The 20,620-nt window shown below is 65.1% G+C and carries 19 protein-coding genes; 7 read left to right on the top strand and 12 right to left on the bottom strand.

The features are described from left to right. Positions 1-258: 258 nt before the first annotated feature. The 3 genes from BB347_RS13205 to BB347_RS13195 form a co-directional block, all read right to left on the bottom strand. Positions 259-2,088 (bottom strand): tRNA ligase subunit PheS family protein, encoded by a 1,830-nt coding sequence (locus tag BB347_RS13205; RefSeq protein WP_076583015.1) that lies wholly within the window; start codon positions 2,086-2,088, stop codon positions 259-261. Then, positions 2,088-3,614 (bottom strand): phenylalanine--tRNA ligase subunit alpha, encoded by a 1,527-nt coding sequence (gene pheS, locus BB347_RS13200; RefSeq protein WP_076583013.1) that lies wholly within the window; start codon positions 3,612-3,614, stop codon positions 2,088-2,090. The genes BB347_RS13205 and pheS overlap by 1 nt, the downstream gene beginning before the upstream one ends. Positions 3,615-3,942: 328 nt before the next feature. Further along, positions 3,943-5,571, bottom strand: a complete 1,629-nt coding sequence (locus BB347_RS13195) for a tryptophan--tRNA ligase (RefSeq protein ID WP_076583012.1) — start codon at positions 5,569-5,571, stop codon at positions 3,943-3,945. 110 nt (positions 5,572-5,681) lie between these two features. Between BB347_RS13195 and BB347_RS13190 the strand changes: the two genes are divergently transcribed. From BB347_RS13190 to BB347_RS13180, 3 genes are all read left to right on the top strand, one after another. Continuing rightward, positions 5,682-6,077, top strand: a complete 396-nt coding sequence (locus BB347_RS13190) for a methylated-DNA--[protein]-cysteine S-methyltransferase (RefSeq protein ID WP_076583010.1) — start codon at positions 5,682-5,684, stop codon at positions 6,075-6,077. A gap of 62 nt (positions 6,078-6,139) precedes the next feature. Next, positions 6,140-7,081 carry an ornithine cyclodeaminase family protein gene (locus BB347_RS13185; protein ID WP_076583008.1) on the top strand — a complete coding sequence of 314 codons (942 nt, stop codon included), beginning with the start codon at positions 6,140-6,142 and terminating at the stop codon, positions 7,079-7,081. A 135-nt stretch (positions 7,082-7,216) separates the two neighbouring features. Further along, positions 7,217-8,995, top strand: a complete 1,779-nt coding sequence (locus BB347_RS13180; protein WP_076583007.1) for a gamma-glutamyltransferase family protein — start codon at positions 7,217-7,219, stop codon at positions 8,993-8,995. A gap of 20 nt (positions 8,996-9,015) precedes the next feature. Here the strand turns inward: BB347_RS13180 and BB347_RS13175 are convergent, their stop codons facing one another. The 4 genes from BB347_RS13175 to BB347_RS13160 all read right to left on the bottom strand — a co-directional run bounded on the left by BB347_RS13175 (position 9,016) and on the right by BB347_RS13160 (position 13,010). After that, positions 9,016-10,194: an FtsZ/tubulin family protein gene (locus BB347_RS13175; RefSeq protein ID WP_076583005.1), complete on the bottom strand. Its 1,179-nt coding sequence runs from the start codon at positions 10,192-10,194 to the stop codon at positions 9,016-9,018. Positions 10,195-10,267: 73 nt separating this feature from the next. Next, entirely contained in the window at positions 10,268-11,329 is a 1,062-nt protein-coding gene (gene endA, locus BB347_RS13170; RefSeq protein WP_076583331.1) for a tRNA-intron lyase, read from the bottom strand. Positions 11,330-11,451: 122 nt separating this feature from the next. Further along, on the bottom strand, positions 11,452-12,228 hold the full coding sequence (locus tag BB347_RS13165; RefSeq protein WP_076583003.1) for a DUF91 domain-containing protein: 777 nt from the start codon (positions 12,226-12,228) through the stop codon (positions 11,452-11,454). A gap of 68 nt (positions 12,229-12,296) precedes the next feature. Then, positions 12,297-13,010 carry a TlpA family protein disulfide reductase gene (locus BB347_RS13160; RefSeq protein WP_157524997.1) on the bottom strand — a complete coding sequence of 238 codons (714 nt, stop codon included), beginning with the start codon at positions 13,008-13,010 and terminating at the stop codon, positions 12,297-12,299. Positions 13,011-13,114: 104 nt separating this feature from the next. On the opposite strand from BB347_RS13160, the gene BB347_RS13155 reads away from it, so the two are divergent. After that, positions 13,115-13,846 (top strand): hypothetical protein, encoded by a 732-nt coding sequence (locus BB347_RS13155; RefSeq protein WP_076583001.1) that lies wholly within the window; start codon positions 13,115-13,117, stop codon positions 13,844-13,846. Between the two features lie 36 nt (positions 13,847-13,882). Here the strand turns inward: BB347_RS13155 and phnE are convergent, their stop codons facing one another. The 3 genes from phnE to BB347_RS13140 all read right to left on the bottom strand — a co-directional run bounded on the left by phnE (position 13,883) and on the right by BB347_RS13140 (position 16,617). After that, positions 13,883-14,770: a phosphonate ABC transporter, permease protein PhnE gene (gene phnE, locus BB347_RS13150; protein WP_076583000.1), complete on the bottom strand. Its 888-nt coding sequence runs from the start codon at positions 14,768-14,770 to the stop codon at positions 13,883-13,885. Beyond that, positions 14,767-15,540, bottom strand: a complete 774-nt coding sequence (gene phnC, locus BB347_RS13145) for a phosphonate ABC transporter ATP-binding protein (protein WP_076582998.1) — start codon at positions 15,538-15,540, stop codon at positions 14,767-14,769. The genes phnE and phnC overlap by 4 nt, the downstream gene beginning before the upstream one ends. Positions 15,541-15,612: 72 nt before the next feature. Further along, on the bottom strand, positions 15,613-16,617 hold the full coding sequence (locus BB347_RS13140; RefSeq protein ID WP_076582997.1) for a PhnD/SsuA/transferrin family substrate-binding protein: 1,005 nt from the start codon (positions 16,615-16,617) through the stop codon (positions 15,613-15,615). Between the two features lie 219 nt (positions 16,618-16,836). On the opposite strand from BB347_RS13140, the gene BB347_RS13135 reads away from it, so the two are divergent. After that, positions 16,837-17,337 (top strand): AAA family ATPase, encoded by a 501-nt coding sequence (locus BB347_RS13135; RefSeq protein ID WP_076582995.1) that lies wholly within the window; start codon positions 16,837-16,839, stop codon positions 17,335-17,337. 173 nt (positions 17,338-17,510) lie between these two features. Beyond that, entirely contained in the window at positions 17,511-18,686 is a 1,176-nt protein-coding gene (locus tag BB347_RS13130; RefSeq protein ID WP_076582993.1) for an HD domain-containing protein, read from the top strand. 584 nt (positions 18,687-19,270) lie between these two features. On the opposite strand, the gene BB347_RS13125 is transcribed toward BB347_RS13130, so the two are convergent. Both BB347_RS13125 and BB347_RS13120 read right to left on the bottom strand, forming a co-directional pair. Beyond that, the gene (locus BB347_RS13125; RefSeq protein ID WP_076582992.1) at positions 19,271-19,576 is read right to left on the bottom strand and encodes a MazG nucleotide pyrophosphohydrolase domain-containing protein; all 306 of its coding nucleotides are present in this window, start codon (positions 19,574-19,576) and stop codon (positions 19,271-19,273) included. Between the two features lie 40 nt (positions 19,577-19,616). Continuing rightward, entirely contained in the window at positions 19,617-19,847 is a 231-nt protein-coding gene (locus BB347_RS13120) for an Lrp/AsnC family transcriptional regulator (protein ID WP_076582990.1), read from the bottom strand. Positions 19,848-19,976: 129 nt separating this feature from the next. On the opposite strand from BB347_RS13120, the gene BB347_RS13115 reads away from it, so the two are divergent. Beyond that, complete coding sequence (locus BB347_RS13115) at positions 19,977-20,570, top strand: DJ-1/PfpI family protein (protein ID WP_076583327.1); 594 nt, start codon at positions 19,977-19,979, stop codon at positions 20,568-20,570. Positions 20,571-20,620: the final 50 nt, after the last annotated feature.

Here is a 20,620-nt window from a genome sequence, read left to right as displayed (position 1 = left end):
AAAACTTCGATGAAAAGCACTCCTCCTTCCGTTCGCTCGCGTTGCTCGCTCACATCAGTCGTCGGCCCGCTCGCTCGTTTCACTCGCTCGCGGTACAATACGCTGGACCGCGACCACAGGTCGGCTCCAGAACTCGAGAGCGAACGAAGACCGCTTACTGCAGCGCCTCGAGATCGAACTCGAAGGCTGCAACCCACCTTTTTCCGCTCACGGCGTCGCCGTTCGCGCAAAAATCTGGACCAAAAACCGTCGATTATCTTACCGCAACGCCTCGAGATCGAACTCGAAGGCCGCAACGGGAACCTCGAGGTCGTGTTCGACGAGCACTTTGGGGTGAACCTCGCCGATTACGCCGACTTCTTCGCCGTCGACGACGATTGCTGCCGTTCGACCCGAAATGAAGGATGGGTGGTCGGTCGGCGGGGTCTCGAGGTCGCCGTCGAAATCGTCGACGACCGCCTGAAGCCGCGCCTTGGCGTCTTCGTACCCTGCGTCGTGGTTCGCGAGGACGGCCCCGACGTGTCGGCTCTCGCCGACGCCGGTGTTCTCGCCGTCGTCGAGTGCCGCGCGGAAGCCGATCTCGGAGAGGTGCTGTGGGTACGAGCGGTGGGTGTTTCGCTCGAGAACCATCACGAGCGAGGGGAGCACCCACGTCCGGAGCATCGTGTAGTCCTCGCTGTAGGGCTCTTTGATCGTCGCCGGCTCGCCGGCGCCGTAGGCCGCCGAATCCGGGGGTAGCTCGAGGCGCTCGTAGTTCTCCTCTTCGTTGATCATGTGGAAGTTGAGCATGTCCTCGAAGCCGAGGCCGGTTAGCTGCGTGCGAACGGCCCGCTCGAGTCGCGAACGTTCGTGGCGGCCGCCGACGGTGCCCACGTCGGGGTACTTGGGCTCGAGGTCGTTGAAGCCGTAGGCGCGCCCGAGGTCGTCGATGACGTCGAGCGGGTGGAGCACGTCGACGCGGTAGGGCGGGATGGTGACCTCGTAGACGAGGTCGCCCGATGACGCGGCGTCGTCGGGTGCCTGGGGCGTGTCCGAGCTGTTCGCGGCGTCTCGTTCCTCGAGTCCATCTCGATCTGCCAGCGGCGTGATGCTCTCTTCGCCATTGCCCGTCTCTCCATCCTCGCGTTTCATGGCATCGAGTCCCGAGCGTTCGGCCAGGTCGATCACTTCCGCAGGATCGAAATCGATCCCGAGAATGGTTTCGATACGGCTGTGTGCGACCGTCTTCGTCTTCGTCGAGAGATCCGGTCGCACCAACTCGTGATCGGGGTATTCGACGGAAACATCCTCGATCGTCGCCCCGCGCGCAGAGAGCGCGTAGCAGACGATGTTCAGCATCTTGTCGATTGTCCACTGATCGGTGCCCGTCATCTCGACGAAGAGGTCTCGAGAGTCCGTCGAGACCTCGGTGCGCCGGCCGTTGATCACCGGCGGGAACGAGAACAGCCCGAGATCGTCGTAGATCGCGGGGTAGCGCTCGTAGCCGCTGACGAGGTCGGCGTAGGTCTGGCCCGTCTGGTGGTCCTCGAGGACCTGTGCCGGCGTCATCTCGACGTCCGAATCGAGCGGAACGAACGTATCCTCCTCGGGGTCGACGCCGACGTACTGGATCGCCGACCCGCCGCCGTCCGTCGCCGTACTCCCTTTGAGCATCGTCAGATCGTGAATCCCGATGGCTCCCTTCGCGCGCTTTCGCCCCATCGTCGCGTGGAGCTTTTCTTGCAGCTGGATCAGCGAGTCCAGTGCGTCCTCATCGAGGTTCACGTCGCGGATCACCGCGCCAGTGACGTACGGTCGCTCGACCGGAACCGACTCGTCGACCTCGATGGTCCACTCGGCCGAGTTCGGCGAGGGGACGTGGACCCCTCGAGCGTCGCCGTAGTGATAGCGCATCGAGCGGGCGACGCCTTCGACGGAGAGGCGATCGAGTCGATCCGGGGCGAACTCGAGTTCGAACTCGCCGTCTTCGGTTCGGCCTTCGAACTCGAGGCCGAGGCCGAAGAGGTCGTCGATGAGATCGTCGTCGCTCGTTTCCTCGTGGCCGGTCAGTTCTCGGAGTTCGTCTGGGTCGATGTCGACGGTTGGCATCAGTAGGTCACCTCCGCGTTTCGCAGGAACTCGAGGTCGGCGAGCGTGCCGTGGAGGTCGCGGATGTCCTCCGCGCCCGTGGTGAGCATCGCGAGGCGCTCTAAGGCGAGCCCCCAGGCCATGACGTCGCAGTCGACGCCGAGGGGCTCTAACATCTCCTCGCGGAAGATACCCGAGTTGCCGATCTCGATCAGTTCGCCCGTCGTGGGGTGGGTACCGAACAGTTCGAAGCTGGGCTCCGTGTAGGGGTTATAGTGGGGTTTGAACTGGATATCCTCGATCCCGAACTGGGCGTAGAACTCCTCGAAGGTGCCCATCAGGTCGCGCACGGAGAGGTCCTCCGCCATGACCCAGCCTTCGATCTGGTAGAACTCGAGCAAGTGCGTCGCGTCCAGCGTGTCGTTTCGGTAGGCCTTCTCGACGCTGAAGAATCGTGCGGGCGGTTCGATCTCGCCAATTTCGGTCCCCGAAAGGTACCGCGTCGAGAGCGAGGTGGTGTGTCCGCGCAGGGCGAGCGCCCGCGCGAAGTCCTCGTCCCACGGCGAGTGGTAGCCTTCGCTGTCCTCGCCGACGCCCTCTCTGTGGGCGCGCTCAACGCGTTCGACGAGGTCCTCCGGCAACTCGTCGATGTGCGTCGGCTGCTCGAGGGCGAACCGGTCCCAGTGCGTGCGCGCGGGATGGTCCTGTGGCATGAACAGACAGTCGTTGATCCAGAAGTCCGCGTCGGCGTGGGGGCCGTCCATCTCCTGAAAGCCCATGCCGACGAGCACGTCTTTGACCCGCTCGGACATCTGTCGGAGGATGTGGACGCGCCCGCCCTCGACCGACTCCGCGTCGGCCTCGACGTTGTACTCGGCGAACTCGACCGACTCCCAGTCGCCGCTCGTGAGGAGTTCGGGCGTGACCTGGCCGACCGTCTCGGCCGTCTCGATACCGGCCATCAGTTCCGTGACGCCCACCTCGGTGAGCGTCACCTCGCGAACGGTCGATTCGCTCACCTCGAGTAAGCCCCGTCGCTCGAGGTGCTCGAGGGTCTCCTCGTCCGCGTCGACGCTATCGGCGGGAACGCCGTCCTCGCCGGCGAGGGCGTCGAGTGCGTTCGCCTCGGCGTCGGCGGTCGGGTCGGCGTCCGGATCGGCGGTGATCTCGCCGCTGTCGACGACGCCGTAGCCCTTCCGGGCGTAGTTCGAGAGGGCGATGTCGACCTGTGGCCCCTCGAGGCCGCTCGTTCCGATCGCCTGGCCCATTCCGACGGCGTCGGCGTCGGCACCGGCCTCGAGTGCGGCCTCGTAGAGTTGGATCTCCGGGAGCTGTGCGTCCGCGTATTCGCGCCCTTCGTCGGTGAGCGCGATCGTTTCGTCGACGCGTTCGTCGACGGCGACCAACCCCTCCTCCTCGAGCGCGAAAACCGCGCCGGTGACGGTCTCGGGGGGGAGGTCGGTCGCCGCAGCGAGGGCGTCGACGGATTGGGCCTCGTCTGCGCTCGCGGCCTCGACGACCGCGACCTGTTGTTCGGGAAGTTGCATTCGCTTGTTCGTATGGCTGCGTGTCTCTCAGTTAGCGGTTCCGATACTCGTCGGTGCTCCCGACAGCCGATTCGACGGTGCGGTTTCGCCCCGATCACACGGTGTGTGCGTTCGGGGATCCACCGGCCCGACGTCACCGGGCGAAGAAGAAACCGAATCCCCGTCTGTCGCGCAGTCGTCTGGCGTCTCGCCTGACACGGACGGGGGATTCGAGTGCCATACGTCTCGCATCGAGTTACCACTCGAAAAATCTTGTGTCGCTCGAGATTTCACGATTGCAGCCATCCCGAGGATCGAACGAACGGGGAGCCACTCGCCGCAAAATCCGTTACGAGCGACGACGCGGAGACTCGAGTTCGATGTCCGCTCGCTCGAGCAACTCCTCGACCTCGGCGCGCTTTTCCTGGTGTTCTGCGAGGAATTCCTTGATAAGTTGGGCTGCCTGTTCCTTGCAGTCGCCACAGAGACGCTCGCCGCCGACGCACTCGTCGTAGACGCGCTTGGCGAACTCGTCGTCGTCGCCGGCGAGCAGGTACGCGTAGAGTTCGTAGACGGGACACTCGTCGGCCTTCCCGCCCTTCTCGCGTTGTTCTTCGGCCGTCTCGCGGCCGCCGGTCGTCGCCGATTTCACCTTATCGTAGCCGTCTTCGGGGTCGTCGAGCAGCGAGATGTGACTCGCCGGAATCGAGGAGGACATCTTGCCGCCCGTCAGGCCGGTCATAAACCGGTGGTAGATCGACGAGGGTGGCTGGAAGCCGTAGCCGCCGTTGTCGACTTCGACCTTGCGAGCGAGTTCGGCCGCCTCCTCGAGTTCGATCTCGAAGGCGTCGATGTGGCTCTCGTAGACCCGTTTCTCGCCCTCGATGGCGTCGATGAGGGCGTCGAAGGCGTCCTCGGTCGCCCGCCGGTCGAAGAATCGAGTGCGGGGACGAACCGGTTCCATTCCGGCTTCCTCGAGTTTCGTCAGAACCGACGCGAGCGTGTCGGCAGAGACGTCGAGGTCCGAAAGCGGCGTCTCCTCGAGCGCCTCCGCGACGTGGACGCACCGAAGGTCGTCGTCGTTCCAGTCGGCCGGATTGAGTCGTTCGTAGAAGCCGGCGACGAGGTCGCGCTCTGCAGGCTCGAGTTCGAAGCTGGCGTAGGCCTTCGAGACCTTGAAAAAGCGCATCCGCTCGGCGAGGTCTCGAGCGAGTCGAACGTGGGGGTCCTGATCCGGGCCGACGGGGATGACGGTCGGCTTTGGCTCCTCGAGTTGGGGATAGAGGATGTCGGCCATCTGGGTGACGACCGATTGCATGTGCGAGACGTCGGTCTCGCCGTCGAAGCCGTAGATCGCCTGGAACTCCGAGAAGTTGGCCTCGGCACCGAGTTCGAACGCCAGATCCTGCAGTTCGCGGTTCTCGGATTGGCGGTAGAGCGTGCCTTCCTCGGGGTCGAAACCGAGTGCGAGCAGGGAGAGCAGGTAGTCGCGACCGTGCTCGTCGATCTCCTCCCAGCTCATGCCGCGGGCGGCATTGGCCTCGAGATCGGCGATCAACCCGTAGGCGTCGGCTCCCTGCTGTTGGTGCCAGATGATCTCGTCGAAGACGAGCTTGTGGCCGATGTGGGGGTCGCCCGTGGGCATAAAGCCAGAGAGAACGGCTGCGGGCTCGTCGTTCCGGAGGGCCTCCGCGACCGGCCCGTACTCCCGGTGGCCGAAGATGACGCCTCGGCGCATCAGGTAATGTGGATGGGGTACCTCCCCGAGTACCTCGTCGAACTCCTCGATGCCGAACTCCTCGAAGAGGTTCCGATAGTCGGAGACGCTCGAGGAACCCCACGGATCGAGGGCAACGTCGTCGGCTCCGGCAGCGCCGCCGTCGGCACGAAGCGCTGACTGCGCTGGCACGGAGCGTTCACCTCCATCGGTCGTCGGTTCCCCTGACTCGGCTCCCTCGAGTGGCTCGTCTCCGGTCATTACTGGTTTTCTTCGCGTTCGGGCGCGCAAAAGCCTTCGGCTTCGCCGTCGTGCGCCTCGACACTATCCGTGTGATCCATTACCTCGCACGTCCATATCGATACCCACTCATGGAGATCCAGCTATTCGACACGACGCGCGACATCGACGCGTCGCGGATCGACGCCGACCCGGCGACGGTTCGCGAGCAGATCCGCGAGTACGAGTCAGGCGAGCGCACCGAGTTCGACCTCGAGGTCGACTATCTCGAGGGGTTCACGGGCAGGGTCATGCGAGCGATGGTAGACATTCCGGCGGGCGAGACGCGAACCTACGGCGAGGTCGCGACGGCCCTCGAGAGCGCGTCAATCGCGGTCGGGCAGGCCTGCGGACGGAATCCGATCCCCGTCATCGTCCCCTGTCACCGTATCGTCGGCGTCGATTCGCTTACGGGCTACGCCGGCGGTCTGGACCTGAAACGACGGCTTCTCGAGCACGAGGGGGCGGCGATTCCGGGCGAGCCGTAGCCGGCCACTCTCCAGCAAGCGTCGCTCTAACTGTTATAGTCGCCGCGACCGACTGGTTCCGTATGTCCACCGTTCCGATCCTCACTGACGGCGACGTCTATTCACAGTACGACTACGAGCTGGTCGTCGACGCCGTGCGAGACGCCTTCGCCGAGCGCGCCGCGGGAACGCTCGAGGCCCCGCCGCGCTGGCGTGTCGCCGCCGGCGAGGGTGATCTGGTGTTCACCGCGGGTGCGGCGACCGGTTCGACGAACGCGGCCGGCTTCCGAGTCTACGAGACCCATCCCGAGACTGGCGCGGACCACACGGAACTCGTGGCCGTCTTCGACGCGACGACCGGCGCGTTCAGGGGGCTCTTCCTCGGCCACGCCGTCGGCGGCCTGCGAACCGGCGGGATCGGTGGCGTCGCGATCGACGCACTCGCACCCGCGGAAAGCGCCACGTTGGGCGTGCTGGGAAGCGGCTTTCAGGCTCGAGCGCAGGTCGGCGCGGCCTGTGCGGTCCGCGACTTTGAGGAGGTCCTCGTCTACAGCCCGACGCCGGACAGTCGACGCGAATTCGCGGAGACGGCCGACGACGACGTCGCCCCCTCCGTCCGTGCACTCGAGGACCCCGAACCGGTCGTTCGATCGGCCGACGCCCTCGTCTGTGCGACGAACAGCACGGACCCCGTCTTCGACCCAGAGTGGCTCCAGTCGGGCACGCACGTCACGACCATCGGCCCGAAGTTCGAAACCGCACACGAACTGCCACTCGAGGTGCTCGAGCGCGCCGACGCGATCACGACGGACTCGATACCACAACTCGAGGCCGCCGACCGACCGACGATCGTCGGACGCGAGACCGACGACGAACTCGTCGAACTCGCCGACGTACTCGCGGACCCCGACCGCGGGCGCTCGAGCGCCGACGACCTCACGGTGTTCTGTTCGGTCGGCCTCGCCGGAACGGAGGTCGTCCTCGGAAACAGCTTTCTCGAGGCGTTTGCGTCTTCGGCGGAGTGAACGATATACGGAGCCAGTTCCGACGCGGCTCCTCGACTCGCTCGACTCACGTTCGACGGCGCGTGCAGTCGTAATGTCACACTACGCGTCGAAACACCCCACGCCATTTTACCCCGTTCGCGCCGTCCACCCCCTATGGGAACCAATCGCTCTCGCCGCGCATTTCTCGCGAGCAGCGGCGGGATCGGCGCGGCGACCATCGCCGGCTGTACCAACGTTCCGGGGACGGACTCCGAGGAGCACGTGGAATCTGGCTCCGGAACGATCGTCTCCCAGCACCACCTCGCGACCGAGGCCGGCCTCGAGGTCCTCGAGGAGGGCGGAACGGCCGCCGACGCCGCCATCGCCGTCGCCTGTGCCTTGAGCGTCGTCGAGCCCTGGTTTTCCTCCGCGCTGGGCGGGGGCACCTGGGCGCTCTACTACGACGCCGACGACGAGGAGGTGACTAGCGTGGACGGCGTCGGTCCCGTCGGCTCCGATGCGACGGTCGAAGACTTCGAGGAGCGCGCCGAAGAAGACGGCATGCACCAGGCAGTCGTCCCCGGCGCCTGGGACGGCTGGATGCTGTGGCTCGAGGAGTACGGCGCGCTCGATCTCGAGGAGGTGCTCTCGCCGGCGACAACGCTCGCTCGAGAGGGCTACCCGGTCAGCGAGGAGATGGCCAACTGGCTCGAGGACGAATCAGGCCCAATCGAGGATCGACCCAACGCGGCGGAGATTTACATGCCGGATGGCGACCTCCTCGCGGAGGACGAGACGGTCTCCCAGGAGGCGATGGCGGAGACGTTCGAGTCGCTCGTCGACGCGTACGACGACGAACGCGACGAGGGTCGATCCGAGGCGGTACAGGCCGCGAGAGACTACTTCTACCGCGGGCCGATCGCCGAGGAGATCGTCGCGTTCTCCGAGGAACACGACGGGTACCTCACGGACGAGGATTTCGAGACGTTCGAGGCCGAACTCGTCGACCCGATCTCGATCGAGTACGACGAGGAGATCGACGTCTATCAGAATCCCCCGAACAGTCAGGGAATCACGCAGCTCCTGGCGTTGGCGATCTTGCGGGAGTACGACCTCTCCGACCTCGAGCCCGACGACGCGGACGCGGTACACCTGCAAGCCGAGGCGATCAAACTCGCGTTCGCCGACCGCTACCACCACGTCGGCGACCCCGAGCGAGTCGACGTGCCGGTCGACGAACTGCTCGACGAGGAGTACGCGGCGGACCAGGGCGACCGAATCGACACGGACGAGGCCATGGAGTGGCCGATCGACTCAGAACTCGAGGACACGAACGCCTCCGCTTCAAGCTCCACCGCCTCCGTCGGCGACGCCGACCACACCACCACGTTCCACGTCGTCGACGAGGAGGGCAACGCGGCAGCCGTGACGACCAGCCTGGGCGCGCAGTTTCTGGTCGTCGGCGAGACCGGGATCCACATCAACAACCGAATGCGGATGCTCGCGCTCGAGGACGAGAATCCGAATCAGGTCACCCCCGGCTACAAGGTCCGGCACACGTCGAATCCCTACCTGGCCCTCCGCGACGGCGACCCCTACATTCTGGGCGGAAACACCGGCGTGGATACCCAACCCCAGGGCCAGACCCAACAGTTTCTCAACGTCGTCGAGTTCGGACTCGACGCACAGGACGCCATCTCCCACCCTCGATTCGTCAGCACCGCGTTTCCGGCGACCGACGTCCCCTACGACGCCGAGAACACGCTCGAGATCGAATCGTCGTACCCCTCGGACGTGCTCGATGACCTCGAGGACCGCGGGCACGATGTCGTGGACGCGCCGTCCGTCGGAACCGCGACGATGCTCGTGCTCGAGGACGGGGACGCGCCACAGATCGGTGCCGAACCGAGAATTACGACCGCCGACGGCGATGCGCTGTCCGACTCCGAGTAGAGCGCGAGCGACAGCGAACGTTATCTCGTACCCGCCGTCTCGCGCAACTCCTCGAGTCGCTCCACCGGCCCGATACCGGCGAGGACGACGCCCGCGAACACCGTCTCACCGTCGGGGCGCGGCGCGTCGCCGCCGAGAATTCCGGAGCCGTCGATCGCCGTCTGGAGCGTCCGTCGACCGTCGGCGATCGCCTTCCGGTTGAGCCACGCCGGCGGGCCGCCGACGATCAACAGCCCGCGGTCGGCAGCCTCGGGGTCGCACTCGAGGCTGCGTTTGCCGCGAATCGCCTTCCTGACCACGGTTTCGACGGCGCTGACGGCCTCGGCGGTGTCGACGTCGCGCTCCGTCGTGAGGAGGCCGAGCCCGAAGCGCGAACTCGTCGTCTCGACGGCCTGCTCGGCGTAGCCGAGCGTGACGAACGCGGACTCGCTCCCCACGATCCGTTCGACGTCGCTCGCGTCGATCACGGTCTGGGCGGTCGTCTCGCCCGACTCGCCAGCACTCCCCGAGAACACGGCCGCAACCTGCGTTGCAACCTCCCGGTTGGATCGATCTCGGGCGTCGCTTAGCGTTTCCCCCGGGCGAAGCCACGCCTCGTTGTCGAACAGCACGATTGCGCTCGCGACCCCCTCGAGTCGCTCGAGCGTGGCGAGGGCGTTCGTCGCTGCCTCCGGACGCGGTGGTTCGGTGTCTGAAGTGGCGGTGGCCGTTCTCGCGTGACCGGCGAGTCCGTCGGTCTCGCCCGCTGACGCGTCGAACTCCCGGTCGGCCGGCAGCGTCGCAAGCACGTACACTGGCTGCTCGGAGGTCCGCTGGAGCGTCGCGACGAGCGCCGGTACCGTTCCCCCGCCGGTCGTCCCCCCGAGGCCGACCGTGACGAGAAACGCGTCGGCTGCCGACGGCTCGCCGCGTCCGAGCACCTCGAGCAGTTCGTCGGCGCGTTCCTGTCCGCGTTCGAAGCCGCGTTCGATCGGGCTCGAGCCGTCGCCGTCCCCACCGTCAGTTGCTCCCTGGGCTGGGTCCCCCTCGCCGTAGCGATGGCGGTTCGATTCGGGAATCACCGTCCGTCCTAACGCCGCCTCGTCGGTATCGAACGCGTAGACGTCGGTGAGAAAAGCGTGGTTCGCCGGCTCCGCCGCACGGATCGCGTCGGCGAGCCGACAGCCCGCGCCGCCGACGCCGATCACCTCGAGTTGCATGCTCCCATGCTCGTCCGTCGGGGTTTTTACGGTTGCGCTCGCGTGGAACCCGATCCTGGAGTCTCGAGTCGCTTCAGGGCGTCAGTCGCTCGAGCGACCACCACTCGATCTCGCCGCCGTCGACCAGCGCGAACACCATCGTCTTGCGGACGCCGTGGGCGAGGCGAACGTCGAGTGCGAGATCTCGCGGCTCGAAGACGTGATCGGCTGGGTGAACCCGAATCAAGAGTTCGGAGTGGCCGAGGTTCTCGACCGACTCCACGTCGGCGTACGTTCGAAAGTCCGCGCCGAACTTGTAGCCCGTCTTGGGGACGATTTCTCGCTCGCGCAGTTCGGTGTACACCGTCAGCCGACGCCCGAATCGTTCGCCCTCTACGGCTTCGCCGCGCGCTCGCAGGGTCTCCACCTCGAGGTCGATCGCGTCGCGTTCGGCGAGATAGGTCGCCTCGAGCAACGAACACTGCAGCGTCGGCTCCTCGTACTCTCGCCCCTCGAGTGGCTGGCCGTAGAACGTGGCTTCGTAGAGGTCGCGTGGGGGTTCCCAGACGATGACCCGGTCGGTCAACAGGTCGGCCTCGCAGCGATCGGGAAGCGACGCGTCCGGATTCGACGATCCCGTCGGATCTCGCTGCGAGACGTCGAAGTACGTGATTTCGCTCTCCTCGTCGACCACGGCGAGCACGCAGTCCTGAAGGCCGGCCGCCGGAACGTCGGTTCGCTCGCTGATCACGCGGAGGGCGTGCTCGATTTCGCCGTCCCCTGGCCCCTTGCCGCGGGGAAAGACGGCGAAATCCGTCGGTCCCTCCGGCGGCACGTCGATCCACGGCTCCGCGGCCGGCGAGAGGTAGAAGCCCCGAGATCGGAGGTCTGCGTAGACGAGAAACCGAACGCCGAAGCGCTCGCCCGGCTCGCGGGCCGCGAACGAGCGAAAGTCCAGTCGCTCCCCGCTCGAGGCGTCGACGACAGCGTCGAGATCCCCGCGATAGAGCAGGTGTGCCGCCTCGACGGGTGCGAGTGCGATCTCGTTGCCCTCGAGCGGATAGCCGTACCCCCGCGAATCGTGATAGCGCTGGCGTGCGTCGCCGCCGACGCGGATCACGCCAGCGTCCTCGTCGAATCGCCCCTCGAGTCCCATACCCGGCTTTTGGCGTGCGGGATTAAGTGCGTGCGGATCGATTCTCGCCGGGTACGCCTCGAGTTCGTGCTGCCCGCCGCTCACTCGATCGGTAGCCGTGTTGCTCGGCGCTCACCCGCTCGTTAGTTACCAGCCGTGTACTCGGCCTCGAGCGTCCGTTTTCGGACCTGCTCGCAGGTCGCGTCGAGACAACGCGTTCCGCTCCGGGTTTCGAACGTCGGGAGCCCACAGCCACACTCACCGTCGACGACGCCGGTGGGAACGACGAAGCCGGTGTCGCAGTCGGGGTAGTGCTCACAGCCGGCGATGAGGCCGCCGCGACGGAGGATCCGAAGGTCGCCGTCGCAGTCGTCTACCGGGCACTCCCACTCGCGGTCGAAGGCCGTCGAAACGGCCTCGTCGAGGGACTCACAGCCACGGTCCAGACAGATGTCGAACGCGAGGCCGCGCTCGACGCGCATCCGTGGCAAGCCACACGCACAGTCGCTGTGCTCGTCGCGGATCGTCGCATCCGAGGGGATGGCATAGCGGGTTTCGCAACTGACACAGTTGACGCCGTTCGAGCGCACGAGTGCACCTTCACACGCCGGACAGTGCCCGATCGGCGTTCCCGCTCGAGAGACCGGATAGTGCGCGAAGCCGTCCTGCTCGTGGGCGGCAATTCGCAGCGTCTGCGTGTCTTTTTTCGCGACGAGCGTGAAGTCGCCCGCGCGGTCGCTCGAGACGCTGTCGGCTCGAGTGAGCCACGCGACGGGCTGGTAGCCGTCGCTGTCGTGGACTAAGACGGTGTTATCGGGTTTGACGATGGTCGTCACACGCCCGCGGTACTCCTCGCGGTCTGCGTCCTCGGCGATGACCGTACAGTCACCCGCGAGCACGCGAATCGCGTCGTCGATCATGCCACGGTTGGCCGCCCGTTCGTATTTAAACTCGAGGGCGAGCGACGCGATGCCGGGTTGCCCGGTGGTTACGTTTCGTCGTCGCTATCAGTGTCGTCGGTATCGATGTCACCGTCATCGTCGGCATCGACATCACCGTCATCGTCGGCATCGACGTCACCGTCACCGTCCTCGAGCGCCGATTCGACCGCGCTGGCGATGTTGCTTGCGCTCGTGTCGCCTTCGGTTCGCCAGTGAACCGTCCCGGTGTCGTCGAGGACGACCGTCGTCGGGCGCACGGCTATCTCGAGGGCCTCGGAGAGCGAGCCGTCGTCGTCGAACCCGATCGGCCAGTCGCCGTCGTGGTCGTCCCACCACTCGGCTAGTTCGTCCTCCGTGGGTCGTTCGTCGCTGTCGCCGTCGATGACGGAGAGCGTGTCGACGGTTTCGTCAGCCTCGATCGACTCGGATTCGGCGAGTTCCGCGCGAGCGTCGTCGATCTCCGCCAGCAGCCCCTCGCTGGTCGGACACAGTCGTCGCGTGAAGTTGACGAGTTGGATCCGTTCGGGTGCTGGGACGGCGACCGTTCCCGCCGTGCTCCCCGGCGCGTCGATCGTCTCCACCTCGTCGGACGACGTCTCGCGCGCAGCGTCGTCGCCGTCGTCGCCCGATGCGGGTGATCCGGGATCGGTTTCCTCGAGACAGCCAGCCAACGACGCCAGTTCTGTCGAGCAGACGCCGAGAACGACCGCTCGTCGGTGTGCACTCGGTGGGGATCGGAGCGCCTCGCGTCCGTCGAACACGGTGATGAGGAGAACACGATGCCGAGTCGGGTGTGTGTTTTCCTTGCGTACTGCAGCCGCCGTTCAACGGATCGCTTTTGTCAATCTACCCTGAACGTCAGCCCATGAATGGTCTCGGCGGCGACGAGAACGGCTCCCTCGAGCGACGACTCGAGCAACTCGAGGACGAACTCGCCACGCTCAGACGGACGCAGCGAACGAGTCACGAGGGCGGATCGGCTCTTCGGACTCGAGTCGAAGCCGTCGTGGGCGAACTGCAGGCGCTCCTCGCCGAGGCGAACGGCGGCCACGGGACGATCGACACGCGAACCGGCGGACGGATCACGCCGCTCGAGGCCGATCCCGACGCTCTTTCGCTCGACGACATCGCTCACGCACTCTCCCATCTCACCCGATTTGCGGGTCAGGGGACGGAGTTCTACAGCGTCGCTCGTCACTCGGTTCACGTGAGCCACGAGGTCGAAGCGCGCGGGGGCAGTCGGGACGCGATCCGGTGGGGGCTCCTCCACGACGCCACCGAGGCGTACCTGGCGGACGTCCCCGCGCCGGTCAAGCGAAGTCTTCCGGGTTACACCCGCGCCGAAGCCAACCTCGCCGAGGTCGTCCGCGAGGCGTTCGAAATCGACCTCTCGAGCGCCGACGAACGACTGGTCGACGCGGCCGACAGCGCCGTCGGTCGGGACGAACTCGCACGGTACCTCCCGAACGGCGACCACGAGCGTCCGACCCTCGAGTGCGAACCTCCCGTCCTCGAGCGGGGAGAAGACGTCGCAGCGTTGTTCGTCCAGCGCGCTCGAGCACTCGGGTTTGCTGTGCACTCGAGTCGAACGGAGTAGCTGGCTCGGCGGAAAACGGAGAAGAAAATCGCGTCGTTACTTGAGCACCGATTCGGCCATTCGCTGTGGAAGTCCGAGGACGAGTTCGACCAGTCCGTCTGCCTCTTCGTCGTCCCGGAGGTAGGATCGAAGCTGCTGGCTGGCCATCTCGACGAGGACGATCAGGACGAGGACGACGACGATACCGGCCATCATGTCCCCGTAGGCCCGCATTCCCTGTCGAGCCTGGATGATGTATCCGATACCGCCACCGCCGAGCAGTCCGAGCGTGACGGCCTGCCGGACGTTCACCTCGAAGATGTACAGCGTCCACGCGATGAACGACGTCTTGACCTGACTGAGCATTCCGAATACGACGGTCTGTGACTGGGAGGCCCCCGTCGTTTCCATCGCTTCGATCGGCCCCGTTTTGACCTCCTCGAGTTCGTCCGTGAACAGTCGGCCGAGATTGCCGACCGTGCTCACCGCGATGGCAATCGTCGCCGTCACGGCTGTCAGCCCGGCAAGCGGGACGAAGATCAGGAACCAGATCAGGGCCGGAATCGCCCGTGAAATGCCCATGATCGTCCTGAACAGGAAGTTAAACGGGAACGGCATGACCCGTCCGCTTCCGAGGACGCCGAGTAGCAACGCGAACGGTATACCCATGACCGTTCCGGCGAAGCCGATTGCGAGCGTAATGCCCGACTCGCGGAAGAGGTTTGCCTCACTGATGAACTCCCAGTTCGGGTTATACTGCTGGACCCGATCGATGAACGTCGGCATCTGGTTGACGAGGTCACCGACCGAGAAGTTGACCAACAGCAGCGAGCCGTAGAACGCGGCGGCGAAGGCGACCGCCAGAAACGCGTACGTAACCCACCGAATCCGGCGCGTCAGTTTGATCTTCTCGAGGCGTCGCTCGAGCGTGGAATCCGTACTCATCGTACCGCCTCGGTCGTGGTCTCGGTGTCGTCTCCGGAGAGAAACTGTTCCATATCGATACCGCCGTAGATGTCGTCGATCACGTCGAACGTGAGGTCGTCGCGATAGCCGTCGAAGACGAGTTGCCCGTCAGCGAGGCCGATAAACCGCTGTCCGAACTGGCGGGCGAGGTTGACCTGGTGGAGGCTGATCATCGCCGTCAACCCTCGCTCGTCGGCCGCCTCGAGGAGATACCGCATCACGTCCTGGGCGCTTCCCGGATCGAGGCTCGCAACTGGCTCGTCGGCCAGGATAATATCCGGGTTCTGAACGAGCGCGCGGGCGATTCCGACGCGCTGTTGTTGTCCGCCGCTCATCTGCCCGGCGCGCTGTTCGGCTTCGTCGAGCAGCCCGACGGTTTCGAGGGCGTCGAGCGCTTGCAATTTGTCCTCCCGGTCGTGAGTTCGAAGGAGACTCGTCGTCAGTCCGTTCCGTCCCAGCGCGCCACTCAGCGCGTTCGAGTACGCGCTCATTCCGCCGATGATGTTGTGTTGTTGAAACACCATCGCGATCTCTTCTCGAGGTGCGACGACTGGTCCGTCCTGGATAACAACCTGTCCCTCCGTAGGCTTCGTAAGCCCGTTAATACACCTGAGAAGGGTTGATTTCCCCGATCCCGAGATTCCGAGAACGACGGTGAACTCTCCCTCGTGGATTTCGAACGAGACGTTATCGAGTGCGACCGTGTCCCCGTACTCTTTGGTAAGGTTCTCTACACGAATGCCGGCCATTTTGTACTCTCTATCTAGTATTGCTGGCTGCCTGTTTAATCGCCGTCGAAATCCGCGGACGGTACTAACCGGTTAGTCCTCGTCGTCGAAGTCCTCGAACTCGAGGCCGAGGTCGTCGAAGACCTCGTCGACGTACTCGTAGTCGTCGCGGTCGGCTTCGTCGATACCCGTAAACCAGAGTTCGAGGTCTTCGTCGGTTCCCTCCGGAATGAGGTCCTCCTCTTCGGCGTCGATCAGCGCCTGTTCGATCTCGTCGCGAGCTGGATCGTCCCAGTTGCTTCGAGCCATGATCGGGGCTCGAGTCAGCGATTCCGAGACGTCGAGCAGTCGCAGTTCTGGACTGTCGTCGTCGTCGATGTCGCTGCCGGCACCCTCGTACTCGGCCGAGTGTTCGACGAACTCCTCGTACTCGTCGAACTGCTCCTGTGGAATCTGTGGCGCGGATGCGAATGCACCCGTCGTCGCCGCGACGACGTCCGGGTCGTCTTCTAACTGTTGGCGAGCCGTGTCGTGATCGTCCGCGACGTTGATGTCCAGATCAGGCGCGTCCTGCGTGTTCGGGAAATCACCGATATCGAGCCCAGCGTCTTGGAGCATCAGCGCCGGCACGAGCGTTCCGCTCACCGAGAGCTGGGCCCCGACGGCGATCTGCTCGCCTTCGAGGTCTGCGAGTTCCTCGATGTCGCTGTCCGGAAGCGTCACGATCGTCGAGAAGTACTGATTCCCGCCGAACGCCGTTCGCATCCCGATGACGTCCGCGAACCCGTCTCCGCCGGGGACGCCCGTCGGCGAGGTGTCGGCGAGCTCTCCCTGCTCGGTCTCGAGCGCTTCGAGCGTTTCGACGTAGCTTCCCGCCGGCTCTAAGTCGATCTCCTCGCCGGTTTCGTCCTCGAGGTACTCCTTCATCGGCGTGTACTCTTCGACGATGTCGGTCTGTTCTTCCGCCGGGTTGAGGATGAACCGAATACCGTGATCGGTTTCGCTCAAACAACCCGCCAGTCCGGCGAGCGAGATTGCACCAGTCGTTTTCAAAAACGTTCGTCGCGTGCCACTCCCACCGCGCGTGTGTTCCGGCATACGTAGTACGAGGATTCGGACACTATAAAAATAATGATAGTTGCGTAACGTCCGTCAATATATGTCTCTGTCCATTCAAGTTGCAGTTGAATCGTGTGTTACATCCGCGAGCCTGCTATCGATTTCGGATCGTCGACATCTCTGTCACGGTCGCTCGAGTCGGGGTGAACGCACTCGAGAACCGGACCGGTTTAGTATCCGTTTCCCCCACTAGCGCCCGTGACTCGCCCCACGCTCCTCGTCTACTGCGGGCTCCCGGGCGTCGGCAAGTCGATGGCGTCGTCGTACACGGCGGATCGATTCCCGGCGACGCGATATCGCAGTGACGCGGTTCGAAAACAGCTGTTCTCCGACCCGTCGTACACCGCCGATGAGAGCGCCGCGACGTACGAGGAACTCCTCTCACGCGGACGTAACACCCTCGAGTCCGGCGACCACGTCGTCCTCGACGCGACGTTCCAGTCGGCTGAGAAGCGCGAACGCGCGGCGACGGTTGCCGAGGAGGTCGGTGCCGAAATTCGCTTCGTCCACGTAACCTGCGCGCTCGAGGTCGTCAAAGAGCGCATCGAGAGTCGGACGGAGACGATCAGCGACGCCGAATTCGAACAGCACATGCTCCTCCGAGAGTCGTTCGATCCGCTCGAGCGAGCACACGTCGTGATCGACAACTCGGAGACGATCGAGGAAACCCACGACCAACTCGAGCGACTAGTACTGTAGCGGACCGACAACTCGAGCGACTGGTACTGTAGGCGGATCGGTGGCGGTCGCACGCTCGAACCGAGCGCGTACGCGTGTGACCGCCGATCGCCGGCGAATGCGACGGCTCCGACCGAGTTGTCGTCGAACCATCGCGTCTAAGGCGTTCCCCTCGAGAGTCTACACATCTGCAGATGACGATGATCAAGGACAGCGTCCACGACTACATCGAACTCGGTCCCACTGCCGAGGCGCTCCTCGACACCGCAGCGATGCAACGACTGCGGTCGATCCGCCAACTGAGCACGGTTCAACTCGTCTATCCCTCCGCGAACCACACCCGTTTCGAACACAGCCTCGGCGTCTACCACCTCGCCTCGCGCGCCGTCGACCGACTGGAACTCGAGGCTGACCTCGCCGAGCGCCTGCGCGCCGCGGCGCTGGTCCACGACGTCGGCCACGGTCCCTTCGGCCACCAGACCGAAGCCGCCATCGAGCGCCACCTCGGCCGTCACCACGACGAGATCGAGTGGTTCTTGACCGACAGCGATCTTGGAGACGCCCTCGAGGAGCAGGGTCTCGACCCGGAAGCCGTCGCGGCGACCGTCGACGGCCGGGGTCCCTTCGGCGAACTCGTCTCCGGCCCGCTCGACGTCGACCGCCTCGATTACCTCGTCCGGGACGCCCACCACACGGGGGTTCCCTACGGCACGATCGACCACGCGCGATTGCTGTACTCGCTGCAAACCGTCGACGGCACGCTCGCCCTCGAGGCGGACGACGTCGCGACCGCCGAGAGCGCGCTGATCGCCCGAACATTGATGAACGCGACCGTCTACCGACACCACGTCTCGCGGATCGCGGGCGCGATGCTCGATCGCGCCAGCGAACGACTCCTCGCCGACGGCGCGATCGATGCCGAGCGATTCGCCCGGTTGACCGACGCCGAACTGCTCGCCACACTCGAGGACCACGCGCCGACGGCCGAGTTTTCGACCCGTCTGCGCGAACGCCGACTCTATAAGCGGGCGGTCTGGACCCGACGCGACGACGTTCCCGACCGATTCGCCGGCCTCGAGTACGAGCGCACGCGCGACCTCGAGCGCGAAATCGCCGACGTAGCCGGCGTCGATCCCGCCGCGGTCATCGTCGACAGTCCCTCCGAACCGAGTTCGCCCGAATCCAGGGCTCGGATCGTCGTGGACGGCGAACTTCGGCGCCTCGAGGAACGATCGTCGCTGGTCGCCGGATTGGACGCCTGTGCCGCCGAAATATGGCGTCTGGGCGTCTACGCGCGGCCGGACGACCTCGAGGCGGTCCGGGAGGCGGCCTCGTCGGTGCTCGCGGTCGAGGCCGATGTGGTTCCGTAACCGTCGTTTTCGATCGGTGTTGGAACGGCGTCGCGTCGCTTCGATTGCGTGACCTGCGGTGGCGCGCGCTGGTGGCGCACTCGAGTCTCGCGAGGGTGCGCCACTGACACTGCGCGAGGGATGAGTGAGGGAGCGGAGTGACCGAACGAATCGGCTGGGGAGGACGTGGAAATCACCGTGTCCAGCAATTGCAGCGCACTCGTCGTCTCGTCGTCTCGTCGTCGGTACACTCGCTCCAAGAAGCGGAACAGCAACTACTCACACGCACGTTTCGAATTCGACGTTTCGATTCTACACTGTCGAAGAGAGACATCTGTCGAAGAGAGATATCTATCGAAGAGAGACAGAGTATCGTCAACTTACGATGTCTCCTGAGACACTGGCACCTCGGGATTCCACACCCTCCCCAACCGATTCACTCGTTCGCACGCTCACTCGCTCTCCCTCGCGTGCCGTTGTCCCGCGGCTCGCTGCTCGCTCGCCGCGACACAGCACGCGCCACCGCTCGAGGTCTGGTCGGTCCGAAGTGGAACCTCCGTCGCGGATCTCGACCACGAGATCCGGGGGTGACCCCGACAACCGTGCTACTCGCCCGAACCGGCCGTCCCGCCGTCGTCCAGTCGCCGCTCGTACTTCTCCAGTGCCTCCTCGAGTGCCTCGCCGGCGTCGACCTCGAGCGAGTCGGCCAGCGCGAGCAGTGCAAAGAGCACGTCGCCGATCTCGTCCGACTCGAGGGTCAGTTCGGCCGGCAGATCGCCGTAGCCGGTCGACGTGTTCGCGTCCTTCCCGAGTTCGCCGACCTCCGAGACGAGGTCGAGCAGTCGGAACTCGGGGGGCGTCTCGAGGTCGTACTCGTCGACGAACGCGGCGACGGTCTGTTGTTCGTCCATAGAAGCTAATTTTTCAGCCGCGTGAAAAAACGATCCGAATTCAGTCGAGGCAGATGTACGTTCGCGTCGTTCCGACGCCCTCGAGCGGCCGGATGTCCGACGTGACCGTCGTGAGAACGTCGTGTGGATCGTCGCCCTCGAGGTCGGCGATCACGTCGAAGTCCCCCGCGACGACGTGGGCCTCGAGGACGTCGTCGCTGTCGCGGACGGCTCGACATACCGAGTCGGGCATTTCAGCCGCAACGTCGATCAACACGAATGCGCGAATCATGTGCTCGCAGACTCCGCCGCCGAGGGCCAAATAACGACCCGCGACCCTCACGAGCGCGGACCTGTCGGCGAATCCGGCTGTCGACGCGCCGGCACAACACGTTTGCCCGAGCGAGTCGACGCCTTCGACATGGCCGACACCACCGCAGAAATCGTGTTGTTCGACGGCTTCGACGAACTCGACGCGATCGGTCCCTACGAAGTGTTCGAAAACGCCGCCCAGGCCGGCGCGTCCCTCGAGACGAGCCTCGTCACGCTCGATAATTCCGACTTCGTGACGGCGAGTCACGATCTGCGCGTCGAGACGCAAGGGACCCTCGACCAGCCCGATATCCTCGTCGTACCCGGCGGCGGGTGGACGACCGCTAACGAAGGCGTTCGGGCCGTCGTCGACGACGGCGAGCTGCCGGACGCCGTCGACGAGCGCTTCACGAACGGCGCGACGGTCGCCTCGGTCTGCACTGGCGCGATGGTGCTTGCGGAGGCGGACCTGCTCGAGGGCCGTCCCGCCGCGACCCACCCGGTTGCGGAGGACGACCTCGCATCCCACGCCGCGAACGTGGTCGACGAGCGGGTCGTGGACGACGGCGACGTGTTGACCGCGGGCGGCGTCACGTCCGGCCTCGACCTGGCGCTGTGGCTCGTCGAACGCGAGTTCGGCGCGGACGTCTCGAGTACGGTGAGCGAGGAGATGGCCTACGAGCGCGACGAGATTTTCGGCTGATCAAGTTTCTCGAGTGGGGAGCATGACTCGGCTCGAGTCCCCGCTGATCA

Source organism: Natronorubrum daqingense, from assembly GCF_001971705.1.
GTDB classification, from domain to species: Archaea; Halobacteriota; Halobacteria; order Halobacteriales; family Natrialbaceae; genus Natronorubrum; species Natronorubrum daqingense.
Note: the sequence above shows the minus strand (reverse complement) of the source record. Positions and strands in the feature narration are given on the sequence as shown.